This is a genomic window from Desulfobacter hydrogenophilus, from assembly GCF_004319545.1.
In the GTDB taxonomy this organism is placed as follows: domain Bacteria; phylum Desulfobacterota; class Desulfobacteria; order Desulfobacterales; family Desulfobacteraceae; genus Desulfobacter; species Desulfobacter hydrogenophilus.
Genome location: NZ_CP036313.1, coordinates 4,491,456 through 4,516,265 on the forward strand (window position 1 = coordinate 4,491,456; position 24,810 = coordinate 4,516,265).

The window sequence follows — 24,810 nt, forward strand, 5'->3', positions numbered from 1 at the left end:
TGAACGAAATAGCTTGCCTTTTGGGCCATCTACTTCGTTGCATGAAAGGCCTAATAGGCCTGCTATTCGACCTTTCATGCGCCGTGTAGATGAACCAAAATCCGGCGTTATTTCTGCCCAACTTATTTAATCTGCGGTCCTTATAAGCGGAACCTCCCTGTCGGTTGGTGGCGATTGAGAAACTATCCGGCATGGATATGCTCTGCTATGATAAAAAATAAAAATGTGATAAAAATTTGAATGGCAACAAATAATTTTCCTACTCCATGGCATTTACAATAGCGGGTACATCCACATGCGTTTCAAAATGCCGGGCCAGCATATCATACTGCCTGTTCCTGCCCTGCAGGCCGCAGGATTCCGGGGGTTCAAGTTTGTTTAAGCCCAGAAGGCCCAGCCATTTTTTCAGAATGGGTGCAGAATCAAAAAAACCGTGCATGTAGGTACCCATGACCCGGCCTGAGTCGGCCATGGTCCCGTCAAAATCGGTGCAGGTCTGTTGGTTTCTCTCTTTTACGTTTAACAGGCCGTTGTCTGCCGCTTTGCTCGAAGCAATCCGGTCGGCAGAAGCTGTCCGGCCCATGTGGATTTCGTAACCAAGACCCGGGGTGCTGTCCCATTCAAACCGGGAGATGGTGGTGGTTTTGGGAGCTTTGAGAACCGTTTCAAGGGGGAGAAGCCCCAACCCATCGGTGTCGCCCGGGATACCTTCAAGGCCGTTGGGGTCATGGACTTTTGTGCCCAGCATCTGATAGCCGCCGCATATGCCCAGGACATGGCCGCCATTTTTAACATAAGCCTTAATTTTGGGGGTCCATCCGGTTTTGGCAAGCCAGTTCAGGTCGCTGCGGGTGCTCTTGGAACCGGCCAGGATTACGGCTTTATAGGCGGACAGGTCTCTTGGATGTTCAACAAAATTCACGCCCAATCCTTCCACCTGAAACAGGGCATCAAAATCGGTAAAATTAGAAATATGGGGGGTACGCACCACCAGTACTGTTGGGGTTTGGGCAGGATCAGTTTTAGCCACGGCGTGTTCGATCACCACGGAATCTTCATTGGGGATATGATGGTTCACCCAGGGCAATACGCCGAAAACCGGTTTGCCGGTCTTTTTTTCAATCCAGTCCACGCCCTCTTTAAACAAAGCAATATCGCCCCGGAACCGATTGATGATAAAACCTGCGATCTGGTCCTGTTCGGCCTTGTTCAAACAAGCCAGGGTCCCCACGATCTGGGCAAACACCCCGCCCCGGTCAATGTCAGCGGTGAGAATCACCGGGGCCTTGGCATAGGCGGCCATTTTCAGATTTACGATATCCCGTGCCATGAGATTGACTTCAGCGCAGGAGCCGGCTCCTTCCAGCACCACCACATCATTGGCGGCGCGAAGGCGGTCCAGGGCGCCGCAGGCCGTATCCCAGAGCTTTGCCTTTTCTCGGTGATATTCAGCAGCGGACAGATCTTTATGCACCTTTCCCAGCAGCACCACCTGGGAGCCGACCTGGGTCACGGGCTTGAGCAGCACCGGGTTCATGTCCACATGGGGAGCAATGCGGGCGGCTTCGGCCTGGACAATCTGAGCCCGGCCCATTTCAAGACCTTCCGGGGTAACCCCAGAGTTATTGGACATATTCTGTGCCTTGTAAGGTGCCACTTTATACCCACGATCGGAAAAAATCCGGCAAAGAGCTGTGGCAATCACGCTTTTTCCCACATCAGACCCTGTACCCAGGGCGGCGATACATTTTGCTTTTTTTAAATTTTCACTCATATCTCATATTTCTTGCTGTACCCCCGGGGGGTGATCATCAAATCATTATAAATAAAAGTGGAACTGTTTCCCACAATCACGATGCTCTGCATCCCCACGTCGGCCTTGTCCAAATCCTTAAGGGCACACAACACCACCGTCTGGTTGTCACGCATGGCCCCTGTAACAATACCCACCGGGGTGGTGCCGGCCCGGTATTTTAAAATAATCTCCATGGCCCGGCTGAGCTGCCAGTCACGCTTTTTGCTTTTGGGGTTGTAAATATTGATAACAAAATCAGCAGAGGCTGCTGCATCCAGGCGCTTTTCAATCATCTGCCAGGGGGTGAGCAGATCGCTGAGGCTGACGGTTGCAAAATCATGGGTCAAGGGCGCGCCTAAAAGCGCAGCACCGGCAGCAAGCGCGGGGATACCCGGCACCACCTCAACACACAGGCTGCCTTTTTCGCCGGTATTGCAGGCAATTTTTTTAAGCGCCAGCATTTCCAAAACCAGGCCTGCCATGGCGTAGATGCCGGCATCCCCCCCGGATACCAGGGCGCACGCGTAGCCGTCAAGGGCGGCATCAATGGCGGCCTGAACCCGGTCCACCTCCTTGGTCATGCCTGTGGTCAGGGTCTTCTTATCCTTGATCACATCTTTGATCAGTTCAAGATAGGTTTTGTACCCCACCACAATATCGCAGGCTTCCAACACCTGGCGTGCCCGGCCGGACATATGTTCGGCCCTTCCGGGTCCTGTGCCTAGGATGTAAAGGGTATTGCCGCCAGGGCAAGAGTGACTACTATCCGAGCGGGATTTTTCGGGATTAACAGACAAGTCCTGCCCGTTACCGGCATGGCTGCTGCTTCGCATACGCTTTTTACTCCTATATGTTTGTTCACCAGAAAAGATGGATCAACCTGTCCGGATAACTTTTATGTTCAAAAAATAACACAAACCCGGCAGCATATCACTGATCCGGACTTTGTAGCGCATGATTGTCCTTATCGTTCTTAAATGCAATCTTTTTACAGATAAAAAGGCCTGAAACCGGAGGAAAATATGGGCATTCCCCTTACCTATTGATAGACCAAGCAGGCGTTAATGCGCTGAGTAATTTCATTTTCAACCAGGGTGTAGGCGTTTGAATCAAAATCAGAATACCGTTTTTTAAACTGCAGTTCCATAATCCCTTCGGGCAAATTATCAATCCGGGGCATAAACTGACCTTCAGTTTTAGCGGCTGCCATTTTCTGCTGTATTTCGGATGCCTTTTGGGCGGAGCCTGTGGCAAGTTCCCCAAGCCGGACTCCGGCCCTGTCTGCGGCCAAATCAGCAAAGCTGAATCCGCTTCCGCCACCTGAATCAGCCACCTCTTTGGAAAGCCCGGCAAAGTTGCTCAGCTTGCTGCCTCCGGACACAGCGATTCCGGCAGAAACAAAAAAATGCTTGACCAAGTCTTCCCTGTCCCAAAGGGTGAGAGCGATACTTTCAGGCGAGATAAGATTTGCGGCTCTTTCCTCGGTCACAAGATGTTCCAGCCCACGGCCAAGGCAAAATAAAGAGATGGTTTGCAACACTGCCCTGTTTTCCTCAACCGGATTTTTTGACACGTTACTTTGCTCCAAGGCCAGTTTAAACAACGGCCGGATCACCCGGACTACGCATACTTTATTAACGTCATATTTTTTAAATGTACTGCACATTTTGGCTAACGCATTGGTGTATAGAATCAGACGATCCTGGTGTTCCGGAGCAATAAGCATTGACTTCTGACTTTCATGCAACCGGTTTAAGGCATCCGGGTTCCAGTCATAGGTAAAACTTAACTGCTGTCGATTTATTGCAACCGATTGCAGGGCATCCAGGTTCTGCAAAACCAATTTATACTCATCAGGTGCAAGCAGAGCCTGTCCCAGATAGGACAAAGCCGCAGTGATCAGGCTACCGGGCAATGTAAAAAAACCAGCACTCATGGAATGGACCCGGGGTCTGCCGTTCTCTATTTTCAGGACACATGCCGTGTTGATATATTCGCCCAAAGGGGTCTGGGGGATCTTCACTGCAGTACTTATATTTATAAAAGGATCAGACAAACGGATCTGGGGAAAAATCGCAACCTGGTCAACAAACTCGGAGGCAACGTAAGCGGCCATTAAATTTAAATCCTGTTCAAAAAGTTCCACCTGCCGGGTTTGCCTGACCGACATAGAATCGGGCTTGTAAAGGCGAACCAGCTGTTCCATGCGCTTGACCTGATCAAATGACAGTTCAGGTGGTTTGCCCACGGCAGGCGTTTTATCAATCACAGCAAATAAAAAAAGAAACGGACAGGCCACCACCGCAAGAACAAATAACAAAAAAAAACTTTTGACGATGAATTTAAACATACTTTTTTTTGCCTTGTATTTTAAGGGTTTAAACAGAAACTCGGATCCTTTATTTTTGAAGAATCCAGCAGGTATTACGCAGGTTTTCCATATTTCGAGCAGACACAATATTACCTATCCCCGTCATGGTCTAAGTCGGCAGTGAGAACGACCAAAGCCTTGGCCTATGCAGCCATTTTCAGATTTTCAATATCCCATGTTATGAAGTTGACTTCAGCACAGAAGCCTGAGCTTCTACGATGTGACGGGCATTACCGCCAGGGCAAAGGTTACTCTTTTACCGGACGTTTTCGGTATTAACAAATGCGTCCGACCCGTTGCCAGCATGGCTGCTGCTTCGCATACGCTCCTTACTCCTATATGTTTATTCACCAGGAAAGAGGGATTGGGAACTGTCTTCACCTGGTCCAATTCGTCTCTTGTATAAAATTCAATGGGCACGTTTAAGGTTCGGGCAAGCGCCAGAAGCCCGGGTTCCTCGGCTTTAAGATCCACGGACACGATTTTGGACAGGCTGTTCACGCTGAATCCATGGGTCTGAAAGACGTGCCGTAAATGATCTTCAAGTTCCTGCCGGGGCACACCTTTTCGACACCCCATGCCGGCCACCAGCATTTTAGGACGAAGCACCAACACTTTTTCCGGAAGATCACGGATCGTGCAATCCACCCATATTCCGGATTTTTCAGAAGTAAATAAAGAAGGATCTTCCATGAGCGCCGGGGGCAAGTGCGGTGACACCAGATGAAAGGGGTCATGAACCGGCAGGGGTTCCCCCTTGATAAAGGCCATGCTCACATGTTTTATGGCTGTTTTATTTTCGATATAAAGTCCCTGGTCCCGGGCAATCACATCAATGGCAGGCACCTGGTTGACATCCGTGGCGGTTGTGATCACAGGGGTTGCCCCCAGTATCGTCGAAAGCCTGACGGCCAGTTCATTGGCCCCGCCGATATGGCCTGAGACCAGACTGATCACAAAACTACCGGCCTCATCACCGCACACCACGGCAGGATCTTTTATTTTATCCTGGATTAAAGGCGCAATGGTGCGCACCACAATACCCGTGGCCATAATAAAGTAATGGGCATCATAATGATCCCAGACCGGTGCCAGGGCCTTGGCCAAAGAGGAGAATGCGGTATAGAATTCACCCGGCACAAGTTTTTTCGACGCAAACAGGTCTGTATGGGGCAACGCCTGTTTCACCTGGTTTGCCAGTGTCATCCCATGGGGTGTCAGCACCCATACCCCAAGCTTTTTTTCAGCCCAGTCAATCATGCCTTATCCCGATGTCCTGGCTCAAAGACCCGGTCGCACAGCAATAAATTTGCATCTTTTCCCTTCTTTAGAGATAATCCCACAATGATGAGTGCCAGGCGGTTGATTCCCTTTTCCGGTACCGGCAGGCGACCTTCTTAGGTCCTTTTGTACAATTCAAAATCACATTACGGCACTTCGATTAAATCAAAAATTATTTATTATTCTTACAGATTTTAGGAATAAAACTCAATATACCGTCTGCAGAGTCATAGCAAATATATAACCCCTCCGAATAAACACAATACTGTAATAACAACAATACAAATTTGCGTTATTGTATTTTTGACACAAAGCAACTGTCCTATCGATTTTAAATATTCAAAAAAAGAGGTCTGATTAAAACAGTAATTATAGTTAGTTGTCACGCATAGCCCATTGCAACTCTCTTTTTTAACACTCCGGCATCATTTTTGATTGTACACACATAACGGAACACATAACAGAACGACAAAAACAAGCAGGGAAGTATTCAGAGATTAACCACCAACTCAAGTTGAAACTAAACTTGAGTTATATTGAAACATAACTGTCACAGTTCAAAGGAGTAATCATGAAAAAAGCAACACTGGAAAAAATTTTTGAATATGCATCAATGCCTGTTCACGGTACGTTATCACGGAAACTGAGAAAGGATATCCACTGCCAGGTAAACGACGGCAAGGTATATGATGGGGCCACTTTTTTTCTTGGAGAAGAATTCGTCCGCATTACGGAAGAAGAAAAAGGGCAAATGATCAATACCTATTATGACTGGGAAAATATCGTATCTGTAAGAACCATTGCAAACAAGACACAATAACAGCTATGGGCTGACCTGGCTTATCAACACCCAGGCTCAGCCCACAACAAAAAGGAGAGCTTGTGGCCCAGGTTACATTTTACGAAAAACCCGGTTGCATAAACAACACCAAACAAAAAAAATGGCTCGCAGCTGCGGGCCATGTTGTAACCGAAAAAAACATTTTGGAAACCCAGTGGACCCGGGAAAAACTGCTTCTTTATTTTGGAAACAAACCTGTGGCGGACTGGTTTAACAGAACCGCGCCGCTGGTGAAATCCAAAACAGTGATCCCGGAATCTGTCAACCGTGAAGAGGCCCTTGACTTAATGTTAAAAAATCCCATTCTCATCAAACGGCCTCTGCTTCGTGTGGAAGATGAAAGAATGCAGGGCTTTTCCGTAGACGCGGTTCATGCCTGGATCGGACTTGATCCATCAAAAGGGAATGAAACCATTGTTGAAGAACTTCGAAAGGAAAACCTCGGCCTCTGTCCGATGCTGGCAAAAGATACCAGCTGTGATGAACAGAAAATAAGCTGATCACCCCCAAAACACCATAAACCATTCAGAGCCCGGGCAGCCAGTATGCCCGGGCTTTTGATCGATCACACCTTGTCCCGGTATCCGTGAGCAAAAGTCCGGTCGTACAGCAGAGATCTGGCGTCCGCTTCCGTTTCCAGAAAAGGTCCTACAATGATAAGAGCCAGGCGGTTGATTTCATTTTCCGCCATAATTTGGGCCAGCCGCTCCACAATGGTAACAATAATTCGCTCTTCGGGATGACTTACCCGATAGGCCACGGCCACAGGGGCTTTGGGTCCATAGGTTGCGGCCAGAACTTTTTGCACTTGTTCGGCCATGCCGGCGCTTAAATAAATGGCCATGGACGCATTATGGGCAGCAAGGCGTTCCAAAGACTCTTTTTCCGGGACCGGGGTCCGGCCTGAAATCCGAGTGAATATCAGGGTCTGGGATTGTTCCGGCACGGTGTATTCCACCTTGAGTGCAGCCGCTGCGGCAAAGGCGGCGGTGACGCCCGGAATCACCTCGTAGGGGATCTCCCGTTGATCCAGCAGCATCATCTGTTCGGCAATGGCCCCGTAAAGGGACGGATCTCCGGTGTGCAGTCGTACGACCCGAAGCCCCTTGTCCCAGCCATCGGCCATGATATCCACCATCTCGTCCAGGTGTAGACCGGCACTGGACTTTTTTTTAGCCGCGTCACCCGCCCAGGTCAGCACGGCTTCGGGCACCAGAGACCCTGCGTAGAGGATATAATCAGCCTCTTCCAGGGCTTTCATGCCCCTGACCGTTATCAGGTCTGGAGCACCCGGCCCTGCCCCGGTAAATATAATCGGATATTTTTTCATCATGTTCATCATGGTTTTCCTTTTTGTGCGGCAATGATCCACACGGGGTTCAACGCTTCCATACGCCGTCCCCAAGGCATGTTCCTGGATTTGCTGATCTGGGCCTGGGTCAGGCTCACCCCAAAGCCCTTTTCTTCCAGCACCGATACCGCCAGGTGCAGGGTCTCCATCAGTACGGTATTTATAACGATTCTGCCCAAAGGCCTCAAAACCGTTGTCACCACGTCCAGCACCTGGTCTAGATTTTTACCGGAACCACCGATAAAAACCCGGTCGGGCCTTGGCAAATCCGCCAATCCATGGGGAAGTTGTGCCAGGGAGAAAGACAGATTTTTAACTTTGAATCGCTCAACATTGGCCTTGATTTGGGCGACACGGCTCTGATTCTTTTCCACGGCATAAACAAACCCATCCGGTAAAAACAAGGTAGCTTCAATCCCCACAGACCCCGAACCTGCCCCCAGATCCCACAAAATATTGTCCGGGGCAAGTTCCAGGGCGGCCAAAGACAGAACGCGAACCGGCGCTTTGGTAATCAGGCCCTTTTCATGGACAAACCAGTTATCCGGGGTCCCCGAACGTAAGGGGCCGGAAGGGGCTGCCGGTTCACCTTTTTGAAGCACCACCACATTGGGCTGGGAAAAAACGGTTTGGGTATCTGTGTGTTCATCCATGAAAAAAATTTTTTCTTCCAGGGCGCCCAGGTTTTCCAGCACCCACATCTGCCAGGCATAATCATGAATATTCACCTGTTTTTTAACGGCCCAGGGATCGTTTTCAGGATCGGTGAGCACACACAGCAGGTCCTTGTCATCCATTGCCTTTGCCAGGGCCGACATATTGTCCCGACCGTGCAGACTCACCCAGGCCGCATCCTGCCAGGGCAATTTAAGCCGGGCAAAGGCAGCAGCCATGCTGGTGACATTGGGATGAATGATGACCTGATCCGGCCCCAGGCGCCCAATCAACGTTTTGCCGATACCGAAGAAAAGCGGATCACCCGAGGCCAGCACCACCACAAGCCCGTCAGCCATATGCGCTTCGATGAAATCCAGCACCCCTGACACAGGGCTTGAAATCTCTTTTTTTAAGGCCATCACATCCCCAAAATAGGACAGATGCCGCTTTCCCCCCACCAAAACAGCGGCCCTTTCAATGAGCGCCAGGTGGGATGCGGTAAGATCCTTGGGGCTAAGGCCCATGCCGATTACATGAACCGGTTTATTCATGGCTTTTTTCCTCTCATCGAAATCAAAGGCAATGTACCTTTCTAAATCATAAATAACGGCTCTGAACCGACACGGTACCGGGCAAAATTTTTCGGCAGAACTTTGAGTCTCTGGCTGCAACCTAAGGACCACAGATTAAATAACTTGAACGAAATAGCTTGCCTTTTGGCCCATCTACTTTGTTGCATCAAAGGTCCAATAGGCCTGCTATTCAAGCTTTAATGCACCTTGTAGATGAACCAAAATTCGGCGTTATTTCTGCCCAACTTATTTAATCTGCGGTCCTAAAAGTAAAAATCTTTTTTCATCAATAGAATGATCCGGAGAATAATCCGGATCATCATCGCCCCCAATAATTAAGATGCGTCTACGACTCCGACGTCTAATCCCAAAAAAGAGTGCTGTCGCATTACCTCATAACTGATGATGGCAACAGTGTTGGCTATATTTAAAGACCTGGAGCCGGAAGACATGGGTACCCTGACGCAGGAATTCACATTCTCCTTTAGCATTTTTTCAGGTAACCCCACGGACTCTTTTCCAAAAATAAGATAAATATTATCTGAATAACAGAACCGGTCACATGGTATTGTTGCTTTCTTTGAAAGAAATACTTTCTGTCCCTGGGGATTTCGGACAAGAAAATCAGTATAGTTTATGTATGATTTAACATTGAGTTCTTTCCAATAATCAAGTCCGGCACGCTTTAAATATTTATCCTCAATGGAGAACCCCAATGGTTCTATCAGGTGCAGGCAAGCGCCCATGGCATTGCAAGTTCTACCAATATTTCCGGTGTTCTGAGGTATTTCAGGCTCCAATAATACAATATTCAATTTAATCATTTATGAGTCCGTTTAAAAAAATGGCAATTAAGGCAGTATACAAAAAAAGCCGGCTATAATCTATTGAATGTCGCACCCCTGACCCACCACCAAGGAGTCACCCCAAAAATACCGTCCGGCTATTCTGCCAGCTTTTTAACCCCCATTGTTCGGATAAGTTCATTAATATTGGTTGTTTTCAAATTCATTCCACCTTCGGACACCGGTAGCAGAATCAATTTTTTGCCCTGGAGGGCTTCGGCAATTTTCAATTTGACCAAAGCTTCCCCCCCGGCACTGGCCATGGCGTTGTTCATTTCTTGAATACCCTTGGCTTGGGCCTCCCCTTCCGCCTTAATGGCCTGGGCAAGCAACTGCTGTTTTTCATGATAGACATCTGCCTCAATTTTGGATTTCATGAACTCTCCGTCCACATCGGCGATCATCCCGTTAACTTCACCCCGGGCCTCTTCGAGTTTACGGATGTACTCTTCCTGGGCTGCATGCTGGGCAGACTTGTTCTTTTCAACCAGCTGGTCAGCCACCTTTTTATCCTCAATGGCTTTCTGGTATTTGGGATTAAAGCGGTAATCCTTAGTCAGCACCTTTTCAATAACAATGCCCATGGGGTTGAACATCTTTTGCAGATATTCTTTTGTTTTCCTGGCCTGGTCACCCCTGCTTGCCGCAACGTAAAATTCTTCTGTTGTCAGTTCACCGAAAATGTCCCGGGGTTTGCTTCGGGCAATCGTGCGCACGATTCTTTGTCGAAGATCCATGTCGTCTTTTGCCACATTCTGCAGGATATAGGGGGCCTTTGCAGGATCAATTTTATATACAATAATGACATCAAGACTGATGTCGTTGCCGTCGATGGTTTTAAACAGCAGGTCGTCTCGGTTTCTTCTGTCATCTTTATTGGCGTCATAGGTCATTTCAAGGTTTTGAAGCTTGGTATCAAAGGTATGCCAGTCATTGATAAAGGGCATAAAAAAGTAGGTGGAACCCGGGGCATAATATTTTTCTTCTACCCCTTTTTTTCCCAAAAATGAGAACTTTATTGTTCTGACACCCACCTCTGTGCTGTCTGTTGAATGGGGAACGCAACCGGCCAGCATAACCATAACGGCCAGCAAAAGAATCAATTTCTTCATCTGTCACCTCCTTTACTGCGGACATCAAAAAGTTCCAGGGCATTATTCAAGTCAAGGGGGTTGACCCCGGAGGGGCCGTCACTGGGAAGAATGACAACATCTATTCCTTTATACACCTCGGCCATTTTCAGCCCGACCATCCGTTCAGCCCCTTTCCCCTGCAGTGCTTCATTTTTCAAACGGATTTGTTCCGCTTCCGCCAGTTTTACAAGAAGATCCGCTTCTGCCACTTTCTTTCTGTAATACAAATCTTTTTCAGCCTGTTTTCTGGTGACATAGGCTTTTCCCTTTTCAATCTCAACAGAGACACGCACCTTGCCTTCCTGTTCAATTTTGGTCAGTTTAGCGCCCTCAATGGCCGCCCTGGCCTCTGCCTGATTCTTAAAAACAAGCTGATCTTTAAGTTTTTTTTCTTCAATATTTTTCTGAATTTCATCACTGTACTGAAAATAACGAACCAGGACATGCTCGACAAAAATACCCTTATCTTTGAGTTCTTCATTTAACTCCTGTTTTGCCGCCAGGGCCTTTTCAACTCTCATGGGGCTGTTAAAAAACTCTTCGGTGGTCAGCTTTCCCATATTGTTTTTAAGGGCAGGCTCTGTCTTCGGGATAATGCCGTTGTCTTCAAACAGCCGGCCAGGACCAATGTCGGTAAACACCTTGTAGGGGTCACTGATGCGATAAATTATGGAGACATCCATATCCACAAAAAATCCGTCAGAGGTCTGGATATGGGCAGCCTTTTCTATTCTGGTATCATAGGCGGCTGACTGGGTAGAGTTGGTCAACTCCAGAACCTGCAATGCCCTTGGCAGTTTATGCATTTCCTGAATACCAAAGGGAAGCACCAGGTAAAGGCCTGTTTCATAGACCTTTTTTTGCACGCCACGGTGAAAACCGATTTTATTGACCTTTATGCCGTATTCATAGGGCCGGATATATTCCAGAAACGATCCATATGCCAGACCGACAAGTATCACCAGGACCATAAGGATCTTAATGGTGCGCGGAATTTTAAAATTGGACTTTGGCAACCTGACTTTTTTCATTAATTCCGAGGTTGGATGAATTTGCTTAGGGGGCTTTTCTTCCCAATTTTCCTGTGTCTCCATGGCATTTCCTTAATTTGAGTTATATTCATTAACGACTTTTTTTCATCCTATGAGAATCAAAGGCAATGGTTCCTTCGAAATCATAAATAACGACCCTGAACCGGCACGGTGCAGGGCAAAATTTTTCGGCAGACCGGATCATGGCTGCCCCTACTTTTTCCAGCACATCCGGGTAACCGGGCCAGAGCATTCCAAAGGCATGCCGGGCCGTGTTGGCGCTTGCAACCTCCCGGGCCAGGGTCTTGTTGCCGGTTTCGTCGCTGACCACATCCGCCAGCCAGTCCATGGTTAGATCCGCCTTCGCGGCATGGGTATGGACAAACCCCTGGGCTATTTTCAGGGCTTTGCCGAAAAATACGGCCAGGGTGGCATTGGGAATTTTATTTTCAGCAAGGCTTTCCATGGACATACCGAAAAAATCCCCAATCTGTATAAAGGCCTCTGGGTGTAAATTGTACAAATCGGTAAAAAAGATTTGGGAAAAACGTTCGGATCGCCGTCCTGTGGTCAAAACCACATGGTCGCACCCACACGCCCGGGCCACGGACATGGCCGACCGGATGGTGGCGGTGTAAGCCTCGTGGGACAACGGCTTTACAAGTCCTGTGGTGCCCAGAATGGACAAGCCCCCTTCTATGCCCAGCCGGCGGTTCAAAGTTCTTTCGGCCAGAACTTCGCCGTTCTCCACAAAAATTTCAGCGCTCACCCCGGCATGGTTGTAATACCGGGTAAGCATTTGCAAGGCGGATTCACGGATCATCTTCCGGGGACCGGGATTGATGGCAGGTTCTCCCGGCAGAACCTCAAGGCCGGGCTTGGTGACCATGCCCACGCCTTTGCCGCCGGTGATCTGCACCGTCCCGGGGTCATCTGTCAGGCCAACCACGGCACCGATCCTGGCCCGGTGGGTAATATCCGGGTCATCCCCGGCATCCTTGACGACCACGGCCCGGACAAAGCCATTGTATGGGGATACCGAATCAACTGGGATCTCAAGTCTCTGACCGTTGAGCAGGTTGATGTTTACCGATCCGGGAATCTGCTTTGTAAACAGGTACACCAGGGCCGCTTTTACCGCCGCCGCGGCCGCCGTGCCCGTGGTAAATCCCTGGCGTAAATTTTTCTTCTCTCTATCCGACAAACCAATATCCCAGTCCCACAAAAACAATACTGACTATCCGGAACCCCTGGCCCATCAATAACATGGAAAGTCCCATGCCCGGTGAAAAAATACCCATATACCGGGGCAGCTGATGCCGGATGGCCCGGATGGGAAACGCGATGATATTGCCCAAAAGCAGCGCAATCACGGTCTGTTTCACGGTGATGGTGCCGGCATCCATCAAAGCGCCTGCTGCGGCAAATCCTGCAGTGAATTCCGAGGCAAAACTTAAGACCACCACGCTTAGGGACTGGGCCGGGACAAACTTTTGCACGGCAAACCGGGTCATAAAGACCTCAACGGCATCAAAGGCACCGACTGCGGTCAGCACGTAAACCACGGTGTAGACCGGAACCACAAAGGCCATCACCCGGGAAAACCGGGCGGGAAACTTTTCTTTTAAAGACTGCATCAACGGCTTTTTCTTTTTTGAAATGTCCTGGGCTTCCCCGGCCTGAGCATCGTCACCCACAACAAGCCCCGGGTTTTGGGCCGCCACAAAAAAGCGCCCGAATAAAACGAACAAAAACGTACGAACACAGGTGGCCAGAAAAGTTAAAAGGAAATAAAGCAACCCTGCCGTACGCGTTAAGGGCACCACAATAAAAAAAGTCATGGGCAGATGCAAAAAAAAAGCCGGGAACTGATTGATGAAGTTGGTCAAAAAAAGCTGACGCCGGGTGATCTGCTTTTCCTTATAAAAATCCAGAAGCATGGCATTGGCCGACACCCCTGAAAAAAAGGCTGCGGTAAATGCCGCAGAACACCGATGTCCCAGGTTGGCAAACCGAAAGACCGGTGCGGCCAGGGCACCCAGTTTACGGGTCCAGCCCGTGTCATCAATGGCCTGCGCTGCCACAAGGCCAATGCAGACAAAGGCCAGCATCCGGGAAAGCGGCAAAAACAGGCGGCCGGGCAGCGTTGCCAAGGTAATGCCATCCACCCAGGCAAGACCCGCGGCAAGCACGGTTCCTGTGATCAACAGCCCGATTAAAAGCGCCGGGCCATTATCCTTTTTTTTCTTAGGATTCAATGAAATGCCCGCTTTTCTTGGATATGATCAGGGTCCAGTAATCGGGTTTCTTCTCCTGAAACACATTAACATTTCGGACAATCTGCTCATCTTCAAGCCCGCATTTGACGATACCCACACTGTTTTCCGCCATGCCTGCCTCATCCAGGGCCTTTGCAATGTCACCGGCATTTTTATACGCTTTAAGAAAAACCACATTGTCCGCATGGTCGCTGATTTCCCGGAACTTGTCCCCGCCCATGACACCGGATAAAAGGGTCATGGACTCCTCGCCTTCCACCAGGGGCGTGTTGATGCGAGCCGCTGCCGCCTGGTAGGAGGTGATGCCCGGAATGGAACAGATCTCAATGTGCGGGGCCAACTTCCGGATAGACTTAAGCAGATATCCGTAAGTGGAGTAGGTCATGCAATCGCCAAGGGTGATAAAGGCGGCATTTTTGCCCTGCTCCAGCACCTCGATGACGGTTCCGGCATTATCCTGCCACACGGTTTCCATGGCCTGCTTGTTCCGGGTCATGGGAAAAGGGAGTATTTGAATGGGCACAGACGCCTTTAAATGGGATTTGGCGATCTCAGCCGCCTGGCTGTGGGAATTTTTTGCAGAGGACGCGGCAAACACCATGTCCACTCGGCTTAAAATGCTAACGGCTTTCAAGGTGATGAAATCCGGATCGCCGGGGCCCACACCAATGCCGTACAAAATGCCTTGGGTCAATTTACGTCCTTTCACCAGTAATCTTATCTCCTGCAATTAGTGCCAACGCATTAATCACACTTGCCGCCACATTGGAGCCGCCTTTGCGGCCCACATTGGAGATATAAGGAATGTTGGTTTCCATCAAGGCTGCCTTGGATTCCGCCGCATTGACGAACCCCACGGGAAGCCCCACAACAAGGGCAGGCCCTGCCTCTTTGTTTTTTATCATGTCCAGCAGATGAAGCAAAGCCGTGGGCGCATTACCCACCACATAAATACCGTTTTCCATCATGTGGGCGGCCTTTTCCACCGCCACACGGGCCCGGGTCACGCCCCTTTCCTTTGCCTGGGTCGCCACCTGGGGATCCGCCATGAGGCATTCACACCTGCCGCCGAAACTTGCTAAAAGGTCTTTGCGGATACCGGTTTTGGCCATATTGGTGTCCGTGACCACGGTGCAGCCGTTCCGGATGGCTTTGATCCCGGCCGCTACAGCGCCGTTGGAGATCCTGACCATCTGCATATATTCAAAATCCGCTGTGGTATGAATCATGCGCCGCACAATGTTCCACGCATCCGGGGCAAAATTGTGGGGACCGGCCTCCGCGTCAATGATGGCAAAGCTTTTTGCTTCAATTTCATGGGGCTTCATTTACAAAAATTTTTCCTTTCTTTCTGATATTGAAAACACGCCTGCACAAAATGTTGCGGCACGTCCGGGTTGCTTTTAAAATGCAGGTGCAGGTAGCTGCCAAGGGTCCGGTTCTTTTCAAAACCCGGCACGACTCGAGTACCGCCGGTACGGTCACAGGCATCATACACACTTTTTTCCCCATGGTCATCCAGGCTGGAGTAATGGAACTCATGTCCCCGGGCGGTAACGCCTGTTGGCCCAAGAATCGTGTCTCGGTTCAACCTAATTTCCCGATATCCAAGGGCCCGCAACCGTTTGGACATACGACAGGTAAACCCAAAACATCCGACCATGTCGTGGTGTTGCCCGTCTAAATCTTCCAGGGTACGGCAAAGGGTCATGAACCCGCCGCACTCGGCATAAATGGGCATATTGTTTTTGCAGGCCAGGGAAACAGCCTGCCTGAATCCAGTATTTTGCGTAAGGGTTGCGGCGTGCAGTTCCGGGTATCCGCCGCCAAGATATAGGCCGTCTATGTTGTCCGGCAGATTGGGTTCGAAAAGTGGCGAGAAATAAATAATCTGTGCCCCGGCCTGTTCCAGCAGCTCTATATTTTCAGGATAATAGAAACAGAATGCCGCATCCCGGGCCACCGCGATACGCACAAATGCCGGTTTCTGTTCCAGGGGCGTCGGCGAATCCACAGGAACCCAAGGCAGTGACTCCAGCAGCGCATCAAGATCCATGCAATTTTCTACCAGATCGGCCAGGGCATCTTGCATCTGATCGCCAAGGCCATGGTCGTCACTGGTGACAAGGCCTAAATGCCGGGAAGGAATTTCAATGTCCGAATTCCGACCCACCCCGCCAAGACACGGCATTTTCACATTACCTTCCAAAGCCTGGGTCAGATAGTCCAGATGGATGGCACTACCCACCTTGTTGAACAACACTCCGGTGAATTTAAGGTCCGGGTCAAAATTTTCAAATCCCTGGACCAGGGCCCCGGCACTGCGGGCCATGCTCCGGGCATCCACCACCAGAAGCACGGGCAAATCCAGCCATTTGGCCAGCTGGGCTGTCGAACCGGCCTCGCTCCTGCCGTCATACCCGTCAAACAGTCCCATCACCCCTTCCACCACGGCAAGGTCGGCCTGTCCGGTGTGTTGCCTGAAAATGTCCAAATTGGTCGATTTTTTTAGCATCCAACCGTCCAGATTACGACCGGCAATACCTGTGATGGCGGTGTGGTGCCCCGGATCAATGAAATCAGGCCCCGCCTTAAAGGGAGCAACACGCACTCCACGGCGCTTGAATGCCGCCATCAACCCCAGGGTGATAGTGGTCTTACCGCACCCGGAATGAACACCGGCAACCACAAGCCCCTTCATTGGACACCGCCCTTTTCAAGCATTCCGGGATATAGCATATCCGCAATGGTGTGAATGCCTTTGAGCAGATCCATGGTGGGCCGAGATACGATCTTTTCATCCACAATAAAAATCTGATTTTCCTTTACCGCCCGGATCACATCAAAGCCGGGTTCATTTTTAATCATTTCGATTGTGGGCTGGTTCATGGCGCCTTTCTGGGCTAAAAAAACATCAATCTCATGGGCATGGGATAAAATTCGCTCCTTGCCGTAAAAGGCGATATTGGTGCCTCTCACGGACGGCGCGTCCTGGGCAAGGTTTACACCGCCCGCTGTTTCCAAAGCAAAGATGGCCATGGCACCGGGTGTAAAGGTTTTCATCCGGGAATGAATGGCTTCAAAATAGACCTGTTTTTTATCCGCAATCGCCTGGGTCACTGCCTGAATCCCAGCAATTTCATTTTTGAATGAGCAGACCATCTGCCGTGCTTGATTAACTTTACCGGTCAGGACGCCCAAGGCTATCCAATAGTCAAACATCTCATCCACACTGCCGGGTTGAAGGGAAACAACAATAATACCTGCTTTTTCCATCCCCTTTACCAGGGCGGTATAGGCCAGGTCGATCATGGGCCGGATCAACACCAGGTCCGGCCGGGCAGCCAGAAATTTTTCAAGCCCGTCATGGTAGGAAAATGTTCGTTTACCCGCCCATACGTCCATGGGACAAATCCCGATGATTTCATCATCCAGCCCCAGATTTTTTAAGTTCCGGGTATGGGCACCGTACAGGCTGATAATCCGGGTAAAGGGCGCATCCACCCGAATGCTGCGACCGGCAGTATCCCTAACAACATTGTCGGCATGACTTTGCACCGGCATAGCCCAAAACAAAAGGGCCACAAAAATAACGACTGATATATACTTTAACGGTTTCAATTTAAAAACACCACCTGTTTGCAATGGATGGCTTCATCGAAATAGACCCTGGACGACACGTCAAACACCTCTTTGATCACCGATTCGGTGAACACCTGGTCCACCGGCCCATGGGCGACGGCCCGCCCTTTTTTTAAAAAAAGCAGGGATTGGCAGAACCGGGCAGCCAGGTTTAGATCCTGCATCACACTGATCACCGTCAGGCCCTTATTTTTCACCCTGTCTGCAGCCAGGGTCATAAGCGCCAGGGTATGACGAATATCCAGGTTGGAGGTCGCCTCGTCCAGGATCAGGCAGGAGGGATTTTGGGCCAGGGCCCTGGCAAACACCACACGCTGGCGTTCTCCGCCGGACAGCGCCGTGACATGCCGACGAGAAAAATCGAGAACCCCCGTGGCAGCCATGGCCTGGTCCACAAGTTCCCGGTCTTTTTCTCCAGGCGCACTGAACCGCCCCAGATGGGGATACCGGCCCATCATCACCACCTGATCCACGCTAAAGGGAAAGTTCACCCGGAAATCCTGGGGCACCAGCGCACATTTTTTTGCCAGTTCATTGGCGTTGAAATCATCCAGACACCTGCCGTCCAGCAGAATATCACCGTTTTCCGGTTTCAGATGTCCTGCGATCAAGTCAAGCAAGGTGGTTTTCCCACTGCCGTTGGGACCGAGTATACCATGGAAGCACCCGGACTGCATTTCCAGGCTGATCCCTGAAAATATGGCCCGGGTTTCATAGGAAAAATAGACATCCTTTAATGCATATCCCATGGGCCTTAAAACTTTTGTTTTCCGAAAAACTGCCGTTTAAACACATAACAGAAAAACGGCCCCCCGATCAATGCGGTGAGCACCCCAATGGGCAATTCTGAGGTCAATACGGCACGGGTAAAGGTATCCGCGCACAGCAGCAGCACCGCCCCGGCCAGAAGAGAGACCGGCATCAGCCACTGATTGTCCGCCCCCACGATACCGCGCATCATATGGGGCACCAAAAGCCCCACAAACCCGATAATACCGGATACGGACACACACACGGCGGCCATGAGCGACGCGGCGGCCAAAAGAATTAGGCGTGATTTTTTCACGTCCACGCCAAGGGAAGCAGCAGCCCGGTCGCCCAGGGACATAAGATTCAAGTCCCTGCCAAAACACAGACACACCAAAACGCCGATGCTTACAAAGGAAAGAGAAAGCCCCACATCCATCCAGGTTTTGGCGGAAAAACTGCCCATGAGCCAGAAAATGATCACGGATACCCGTTCATCCGCCGCATATTTTAAGAAACTGATCCCGGCCGAAAGAATGGCGGCAACGATAATACCCGAAAGAATCAGGTTGTTGGATGAATACCCGCCGGCAGTGCCGCCGGACAGGTAGAGCACCACAGCCAAAGTGAGAAGCGCACCGGCAAAGGCGCACAGCCCCACACTTAACCCCTGAAAGTAACTCATGTTGAAAAAAAAGGCCACACAGGCCCCAAAGGCGGCACCGGCTGAAATGCCAAGGGTATAGGGATCAGCCAGGGGATTTCTCAAAATCCCCTGGAACACCACACCGGAAATGGAAAGCCCAGCGCCCACAATGGCGGCCGTCAAGATTCTGGGAAGGCGCACATCCCAGATAATGGCCGAAGCCAGCGCATCCACAGGGCCCCGGCCGCAAATCTTTTCCCAGATCACGGTCAACACCTGCACAAAGGGCAGGCGAACCACGCCCATTGCCGCAGACACAACAATGACCCCGCCCAGCAGCAAGCCAAGACCCATCAGCACCCGGGCGGGAGAACTTTTTATGCCTGTTACAGTCGGCATATAAAAATAGTTTCCTTTTAACTTCGATTAATTAAAGTGAGCCATTACCTTTGCTAACTGACCCACCCAAATGTCGGCAAACGCATCATATTCAGCAGTACCCTTAAGTACGGTCTGACAAGAGAATCCCGCCTTGGTAAGCTGGGACTTCCAGGAATCGTCTTCGTCGCCGGCCATATCATTTTTGGCATGGTCACCGGCGACAGACATAAAGGGCATGACCCAGACTTGTTTAACCTTTTTTGCCTTAAGCCAGGCAATGACATCCCCAAGTTCAGGATACCCTTCCACGGTGCCCATAATAATGTTGGGGTCTTTTTGCTGAAGCTGCCAGTTCATCGCAGAGTAATAAATATTTCCCGGATGGTGGGTGCCATGCCCCATGAGCACAACAGCTTCTTTTGCCTTACGCGCCTTGGGCAGCGTGGTAATGATCGCATCAACCGCTTTGCCAACCGTGTCCTGGGCACCCAGCATGGGAAAGCCTAAAATGAGCCTGTCAAAACCACCGGGCATGGCCCTGAAACCATTCACGGTCATGGTCAGCTCATGGTACTCTTCGCCTGGAATGGTGTGAAGGGACTGCACTGCCACATGGGTATATCCGTCATCCATCATTTTGGCCAGGGCCTGGGCCGGGGAAAGAAGAACCTCACCCTGTTTGGTCAGTTTATGCCGGATAATATGGGAAGTATAAGCCCACACCACATCAACGCCGGGAAACGCCTTTTTCACTTTTGCCTCAATGTTTTGAAAAGAAACCTTTGCAGACGCTTCACTGGTACCAAACGCCACCAGCAAAATGCCTTTTTTCATATCTCTTACTTCTTTGTGGGCATATGCATTTGCTGCACACAAAACCATGGTCAAAATAACTGCTGCGGAAATCAACTTTCTCATACCACTTCTCCTTATTATCCTGATGTTAAAAGAACGCAGGCAATCCATCCAGCACCTGCTCCGGGTTAAAAACAAAAACCGCCAGGAATATATTTGCCCAAACATTCCTGCCGCCATACTCCCCAAAGAAGCGATCCCGCATATAGGCCGGCCCCAAAAAACAAAACAGCCCTTCAAGCCTTTGATGACTTGAAGGGCTGCACCCAGTTTTCTTGGCCCTGTAATATTTATGTCTGCGTCAGCAGCTCCCTCCGCATAACGCACATCATCAGCTCAGGCAGGTCTTCTGGCTCCCGGATCATCCAAATACCTGCGCCTTCCCATACGCCTTGAAAAAAACGAACAGTGGCAATGTGCAGGTTTTGTCCCCGGTTACAGCGGCGGGACCGCTCCCGATTCTCACGGGATTCCCTGTTAGGCCCAAACGGGCACCTCAACACAAAATGTATGATTGCGTAATAAGATTCCCCTGTCAAGCGTACTTTGGGGAGAGGACAAGACAATCGCATGTAACTTGCCTGTGGTTTTGACCATGGGCCTTAGTTGCCCATACGAATTATAATCCTTTTTTAAAACGTTGACCCGGCTTTCTTCTTTCATAAATTTTTCCAGGTGTTCACTATACCCCGAGCAGATGATTATGGTTTGCCTTTTCATCCGTCTTCTTCGTTGTGTCAATGGGTACATATATTAATATGCTCCCATTGCCACGCCTTGAATACGAACGAAAATTCTAAATCATATTTTGGAATGTTTTATTCCGATCATGGGCTTAATTGATGTCTTTTGTTTTTCAAGTAATTCATTTACATTTTTTACTAAATCCGTCAGTAAAAGTGGCTTATCGAGAAATTTTGAAACCTTGAGGTCCTTTGCTTTCTCCTTGTTTAAATTTTCACTGTAACCGGAACAAATAATAATAGGTATGTCAGGACGAATTTCTAATATTTTTTGTGAAAGTTCAGTACCTATCATTTTGGGCATTGCCATATCAGTAATCACCAGATCGAAATCGTCTGGATTAACTTTGAATAAATTCAATGCTTCGGTACTGTCTTGGAGACCAGTTACACGATAGCCATTATTTTTAAGCGCTTGCACTCCCAATTTGACAATTGATTCTTCATCATCTACCAATAGAATATGTTCATTGCCGGCTTTCCTTGAAAGACGAATTGAATCCTTTTTTTCAATGTCAAAAGCTTGATCGGTAATCGGCAAGTAAATTTTAAAAATTGTTCCGGTTTTATGTCCGCTTTCAACACTTATCCCACCATTAAAATTTTGAACAATGCCATATACAACCGACAACCCCAGTCCGGAACCCTTTCCAACTTCTTTTGTGGTGACGTATGGTTCAAAAATTTTATCTTTTATACTTTCGGGAATACCAATGCCGTTATCTTTGACACTTAAACATAGGTATTCTCCTTTAGGCAGGTCGAATTCGTGGGGAGGATTGCGTTTTTCCAAACCAATAATTATCTCACCTTGATCTTCTGTTATTGCATGATAGGCGTTCGTACAAAGGTTTAAAAGGATTTCATGAATTTCAGAATCATCACACAAGACAGCGTCCTGATCATCATAAAGATCGCTCGTTAAATTAATATTCGCCGGAATAGTGGCTCTTAGCAATTTCAGTGTTTCTTTAATCACGGGCTGAAGGATTGTTGGCTTCAATTCCGGTTCCTTTTGCCTTGAAAAGTGGAGAATGCGTTTAACCAAATCTCCGGCACGTTTTGCACCATCCAAAATATCTGTTAAATTTTCCTGTACAGGATGATCTTTGGGTAGTTCATCCTGTGATAATTGGGTGAATCCAATAATGGGGTAAAGTATGTTATTAAAATCGTGTGCAATGCCCCCGGCCAATTGTCCGATCGATTCCATTTTTTGAGATTGCTGGTATTTTTTCTCCATTTCTTTGAGTTCTGTAATATCTGTAGCAATTTGAATCCTGACCAGTCTTCCATCTGTCCATTCTATTGCACGATCATGGTTGATATACCATTTGCCGGTTAAAGGATTTCTATCCTGCCATACACAAACATCATCCGGTCTACCATTTTCATCAACCAATTTATCATTGGTACAAAAAGAACAGGGTTGCGTTTCCCCTCTAAACACTTTCCAGCACGTTTCTCCAGTGAAATCCCTGCCAAAGCTGTTGACCATGTATTTATTCATAAATAATATTTCATATGTATCCATGTCAGCGACATAAATCGTGGCATCGATACTGTCTAAAACAGTCAAGAATCTCTCATGGGATGCTCTAAGTGCATCCTCCGCCTGTTTACGTTCGGTAATGTCCACAAGCGAACCGACGATGGCTGTAACTGAACCATTCTCAACTAATGGGGCCTCCCTAACTTCAACAATAATTTTCCTGCCGTTTTTATGCCGCATCTCAAGTTCATACGTGGGCTGTCGTTTTCCAGTTCGAATCGCTTCCTGGGTCAATTCAATTGCCTTTGCGTTCATGGGATGATCCGTAATTAAATCGGTCCAGAGGTTCCTTACTTCTTCCGGTTCATAGCCAAGGTACTGGCTGACTTGAGGACTGACGAATGTTGCTTTGTGATCTGATGTGTGTGAATAAAAAAGGTTGGTACTGTGTTCAATAATATTTTTCAACCTGGATTCGCTTATTTTCAGAGCGTTTTCGGCTTGCCTTCGTTCTTTAATTTCAAGCGTGAGTTTTTTGTTCCAATGGTAAAGTAACAATATGATTATGGTAAAGACGATGCTGAGTGTGCCGACCCATTTCAGAATAACAGTCCAGTTTATTTTTTGCTCAATCTGAACCGTGAACCATTTTTGTATGATGGCATCCACATCTTCTTTGGGAATTATGCTAATCGTTTTATCCATTATACTGACCAGTTCCGGCAACGCGTTGCCTACCAGATAACCATACGGTTCTGGAGGCATGTCGACAGGACCTAAAATTTTCAAAGAGGGATACTTGTGCAGGAGATGACCAACCATCAGCAGCCCCCCCATCAACGCATCTGCTTTTTTCGACACCACAGCGTCTATCGCTTCTTTGAATGAATTTACCGGATAGGTCTGAAGGGTGGGATACTCTTTTAATATTTTATTATAGATCTCTATCCCCTGAACGATTGCAATTGTTTTACCTTTCATCGCCGAAATTCCACTGACAACAGGCATATCGTTTCGGCCGACAACGACAAAACTAATTTTCATGCTCGATAAAGTATTCAACGTGACGTTCTCACTCCCTGAAATTTCAAAGCCGACGGACATGTCAATTGCGCCGTTCCGTAAAAGAGTGTACAGCTTTTTTGCCGGGATGGTAATAAAGTCAAATTTCAAACCGGAATAGGTACTGATCAGTTTAAGATGGTCTGGACTGATCCCTTTGAGGACACCATCTTCGTTATAGAAAAAAGGTGGAAAATCAGACGGAAACCCAACACGAATCTTTGGGTGATCTGAAATCCATGCCGTTTCAATATCGGTCAGCCGTATTTTGCCGGCATCGTTTCTGTAATATTGCTTTTCAGGATCAGATATCCAGCGTTTCTCAATCTCCGCAAGCTCACTATTGGAAATGGCGTTAAAACCATTGTCTACGATCCTAAGCAGTTGCGTATTCTGTTTCAAAACACCGGCATGAAATGTCCGGTTAAAAACCTGCGGGCTGAGCGTGAAATGTCCAGACATCCCAAAACGATTGATAATGGATGCCATGGCAGGGCCTTCTGCTAGAAAACAATCTGTTTTTTGGGATAACACAGACCGAATCATTGTTTCCCGGTTTGTAAATGGGACCACGACGGCTTCAGGATATCTTATTTTAATATATTCTTCTTGGAAGGAACCTTTTGTCACGCCGATTTTTATTCCTGACAATTTATCGCTGATGTCAATTTTAGTTGAATTGAAAGGATAAAAAAAATATGCGCCTACGCCGAAAAGGGGTTGGGAAAACGACATCCATTGTGACCGCGAATCACTGTGAAACAATCCCGAATGAATACGTGCCTGCCCGTTTTTCAGATAACTCAGCGTCTCTTTCCACTTGCCGGGAATAAAGACAATCTCTTTTCCGGTTTTCTTGGACCATAGTTTCCAGATATCGATGAAAAGCCCTGCGGGTTTACCATCAACATCCATCCGGGTCAGAGGTGCATAATCTGTATCAATAGCGATTGACAACGGCTCAGGAAAAGTCTGAAAGGTTTCAGCGAACGTATTTTCAGTCGCTTCAATTTGCAAACTCAGTATTAATAGGATTAATACAGTAAGAAATAAAATCCTGTATCGCATTTTACCGCTCCATAATTC

22 protein-coding genes and 1 riboswitch are annotated in these 24,810 nt (G+C 48.6%); of the genes, 2 read left to right on the top strand and 20 right to left on the bottom strand.

The window, feature by feature from the left end; genetic code table 11:
• Positions 1-259 precede the first annotated feature (259 nt).
• From EYB58_RS19985 to EYB58_RS20005, 5 genes are all read right to left on the bottom strand, one after another.
• Positions 260-1,774: a cobyric acid synthase gene (locus EYB58_RS19985; protein ID WP_111955042.1), complete on the bottom strand. Its 1,515-nt coding sequence runs from the start codon at positions 1,772-1,774 to the stop codon at positions 260-262.
• Complete coding sequence (gene cobJ / locus EYB58_RS19990; RefSeq protein WP_170299760.1) at positions 1,771-2,490, bottom strand: precorrin-3B C(17)-methyltransferase; 720 nt, start codon at positions 2,488-2,490, stop codon at positions 1,771-1,773. Before cobJ ends, EYB58_RS19985 begins: the two co-directional genes overlap by 4 nt.
• A gap of 26 nt (positions 2,491-2,516) precedes the next feature.
• Complete coding sequence (locus EYB58_RS19995) at positions 2,517-2,657, bottom strand: cobalamin biosynthesis protein (protein ID WP_341273374.1); 141 nt, start codon at positions 2,655-2,657, stop codon at positions 2,517-2,519.
• A 177-nt stretch (positions 2,658-2,834) separates the two neighbouring features.
• Entirely contained in the window at positions 2,835-4,145 is a 1,311-nt protein-coding gene (locus tag EYB58_RS20000; RefSeq protein WP_111955118.1) for a YfiM family lipoprotein, read from the bottom strand.
• 234 nt (positions 4,146-4,379) lie between these two features.
• Entirely contained in the window at positions 4,380-5,426 is a 1,047-nt protein-coding gene (locus EYB58_RS20005) for a cobalt-precorrin 5A hydrolase (protein ID WP_111955038.1), read from the bottom strand.
• A gap of 592 nt (positions 5,427-6,018) precedes the next feature.
• Here EYB58_RS20005 and EYB58_RS20010 point away from each other — a divergent pair.
• Complete coding sequence (locus EYB58_RS20010; RefSeq protein ID WP_111955036.1) at positions 6,019-6,267, top strand: hypothetical protein; 249 nt, start codon at positions 6,019-6,021, stop codon at positions 6,265-6,267.
• Positions 6,268-6,329: 62 nt separating this feature from the next.
• Positions 6,330-6,788, top strand: coding sequence for an ArsC/Spx/MgsR family protein (locus EYB58_RS20015; RefSeq protein ID WP_111955035.1), 459 nt, complete (start codon positions 6,330-6,332; stop codon positions 6,786-6,788).
• 65 nt (positions 6,789-6,853) lie between these two features.
• Here EYB58_RS20015 and cobM read toward each other — a convergent pair whose 3' ends face one another.
• The 15 genes from cobM to EYB58_RS20090 all read right to left on the bottom strand — a co-directional run bounded on the left by cobM (position 6,854) and on the right by EYB58_RS20090 (position 24,792).
• A complete protein-coding gene (gene cobM, locus EYB58_RS20020) occupies positions 6,854-7,618 on the bottom strand; it encodes a precorrin-4 C(11)-methyltransferase (RefSeq protein ID WP_111955116.1) in 765 nt (254 codons plus the stop codon).
• Between the two features lie 8 nt (positions 7,619-7,626).
• Entirely contained in the window at positions 7,627-8,847 is a 1,221-nt protein-coding gene (gene cbiE, locus EYB58_RS20025; protein ID WP_111955034.1) for a precorrin-6y C5,15-methyltransferase (decarboxylating) subunit CbiE, read from the bottom strand.
• 356 nt (positions 8,848-9,203) lie between these two features.
• Entirely contained in the window at positions 9,204-9,692 is a 489-nt protein-coding gene (locus EYB58_RS20030; protein WP_111955032.1) for a tRNA (cytidine(34)-2'-O)-methyltransferase, read from the bottom strand.
• Positions 9,693-9,811: 119 nt separating this feature from the next.
• The gene (locus EYB58_RS20035; RefSeq protein ID WP_111955030.1) at positions 9,812-10,825 is read right to left on the bottom strand and encodes an SPFH domain-containing protein; all 1,014 of its coding nucleotides are present in this window, start codon (positions 10,823-10,825) and stop codon (positions 9,812-9,814) included.
• Positions 10,822-11,940 carry an SPFH domain-containing protein gene (locus tag EYB58_RS20040; protein ID WP_111955028.1) on the bottom strand — a complete coding sequence of 373 codons (1,119 nt, stop codon included), beginning with the start codon at positions 11,938-11,940 and terminating at the stop codon, positions 10,822-10,824. Before EYB58_RS20040 ends, EYB58_RS20035 begins: the two co-directional genes overlap by 4 nt.
• Positions 11,941-11,968: 28 nt before the next feature.
• Positions 11,969-13,081, bottom strand: a complete 1,113-nt coding sequence (gene cbiD, locus EYB58_RS20045) for a cobalt-precorrin-5B (C(1))-methyltransferase CbiD (protein ID WP_111955114.1) — start codon at positions 13,079-13,081, stop codon at positions 11,969-11,971.
• Positions 13,071-14,135 (bottom strand): nucleoside recognition protein, encoded by a 1,065-nt coding sequence (locus tag EYB58_RS20050; RefSeq protein WP_111955026.1) that lies wholly within the window; start codon positions 14,133-14,135, stop codon positions 13,071-13,073. Before EYB58_RS20050 ends, cbiD begins: the two co-directional genes overlap by 11 nt.
• Complete coding sequence (gene cobI, locus EYB58_RS20055; RefSeq protein WP_341273375.1) at positions 14,125-14,865, bottom strand: precorrin-2 C(20)-methyltransferase; 741 nt, start codon at positions 14,863-14,865, stop codon at positions 14,125-14,127. Before cobI ends, EYB58_RS20050 begins: the two co-directional genes overlap by 11 nt.
• A complete protein-coding gene (locus EYB58_RS20060) occupies positions 14,852-15,484 on the bottom strand; it encodes a precorrin-8X methylmutase (protein ID WP_111955022.1) in 633 nt (210 codons plus the stop codon). The genes cobI and EYB58_RS20060 overlap by 14 nt, the downstream gene beginning before the upstream one ends.
• On the bottom strand, positions 15,481-16,857 hold the full coding sequence (locus EYB58_RS20065; RefSeq protein ID WP_111955020.1) for a cobyrinic acid a,c-diamide synthase CobB: 1,377 nt from the start codon (positions 16,855-16,857) through the stop codon (positions 15,481-15,483). The genes EYB58_RS20060 and EYB58_RS20065 overlap by 4 nt, the downstream gene beginning before the upstream one ends.
• Positions 16,854-17,777: an ABC transporter substrate-binding protein gene (locus EYB58_RS20070; protein ID WP_242637452.1), complete on the bottom strand. Its 924-nt coding sequence runs from the start codon at positions 17,775-17,777 to the stop codon at positions 16,854-16,856. The genes EYB58_RS20065 and EYB58_RS20070 overlap by 4 nt, the downstream gene beginning before the upstream one ends.
• Positions 17,774-18,547 carry an ABC transporter ATP-binding protein gene (locus EYB58_RS20075; RefSeq protein ID WP_111955018.1) on the bottom strand — a complete coding sequence of 258 codons (774 nt, stop codon included), beginning with the start codon at positions 18,545-18,547 and terminating at the stop codon, positions 17,774-17,776. Before EYB58_RS20075 ends, EYB58_RS20070 begins: the two co-directional genes overlap by 4 nt.
• A 5-nt stretch (positions 18,548-18,552) precedes the next feature.
• Entirely contained in the window at positions 18,553-19,590 is a 1,038-nt protein-coding gene (locus tag EYB58_RS20080) for a FecCD family ABC transporter permease (protein ID WP_111955016.1), read from the bottom strand.
• A gap of 27 nt (positions 19,591-19,617) precedes the next feature.
• The gene (locus EYB58_RS20085; RefSeq protein ID WP_111955110.1) at positions 19,618-20,490 is read right to left on the bottom strand and encodes a sirohydrochlorin cobaltochelatase; all 873 of its coding nucleotides are present in this window, start codon (positions 20,488-20,490) and stop codon (positions 19,618-19,620) included.
• A 259-nt stretch (positions 20,491-20,749) separates the two neighbouring features.
• Positions 20,750-20,941: riboswitch (cobalamin riboswitch) on the bottom strand.
• A 287-nt stretch (positions 20,942-21,228) separates the two neighbouring features.
• Entirely contained in the window at positions 21,229-24,792 is a 3,564-nt protein-coding gene (locus EYB58_RS20090; protein WP_111955014.1) for a transporter substrate-binding domain-containing protein, read from the bottom strand.
• Positions 24,793-24,810: the final 18 nt, after the last annotated feature.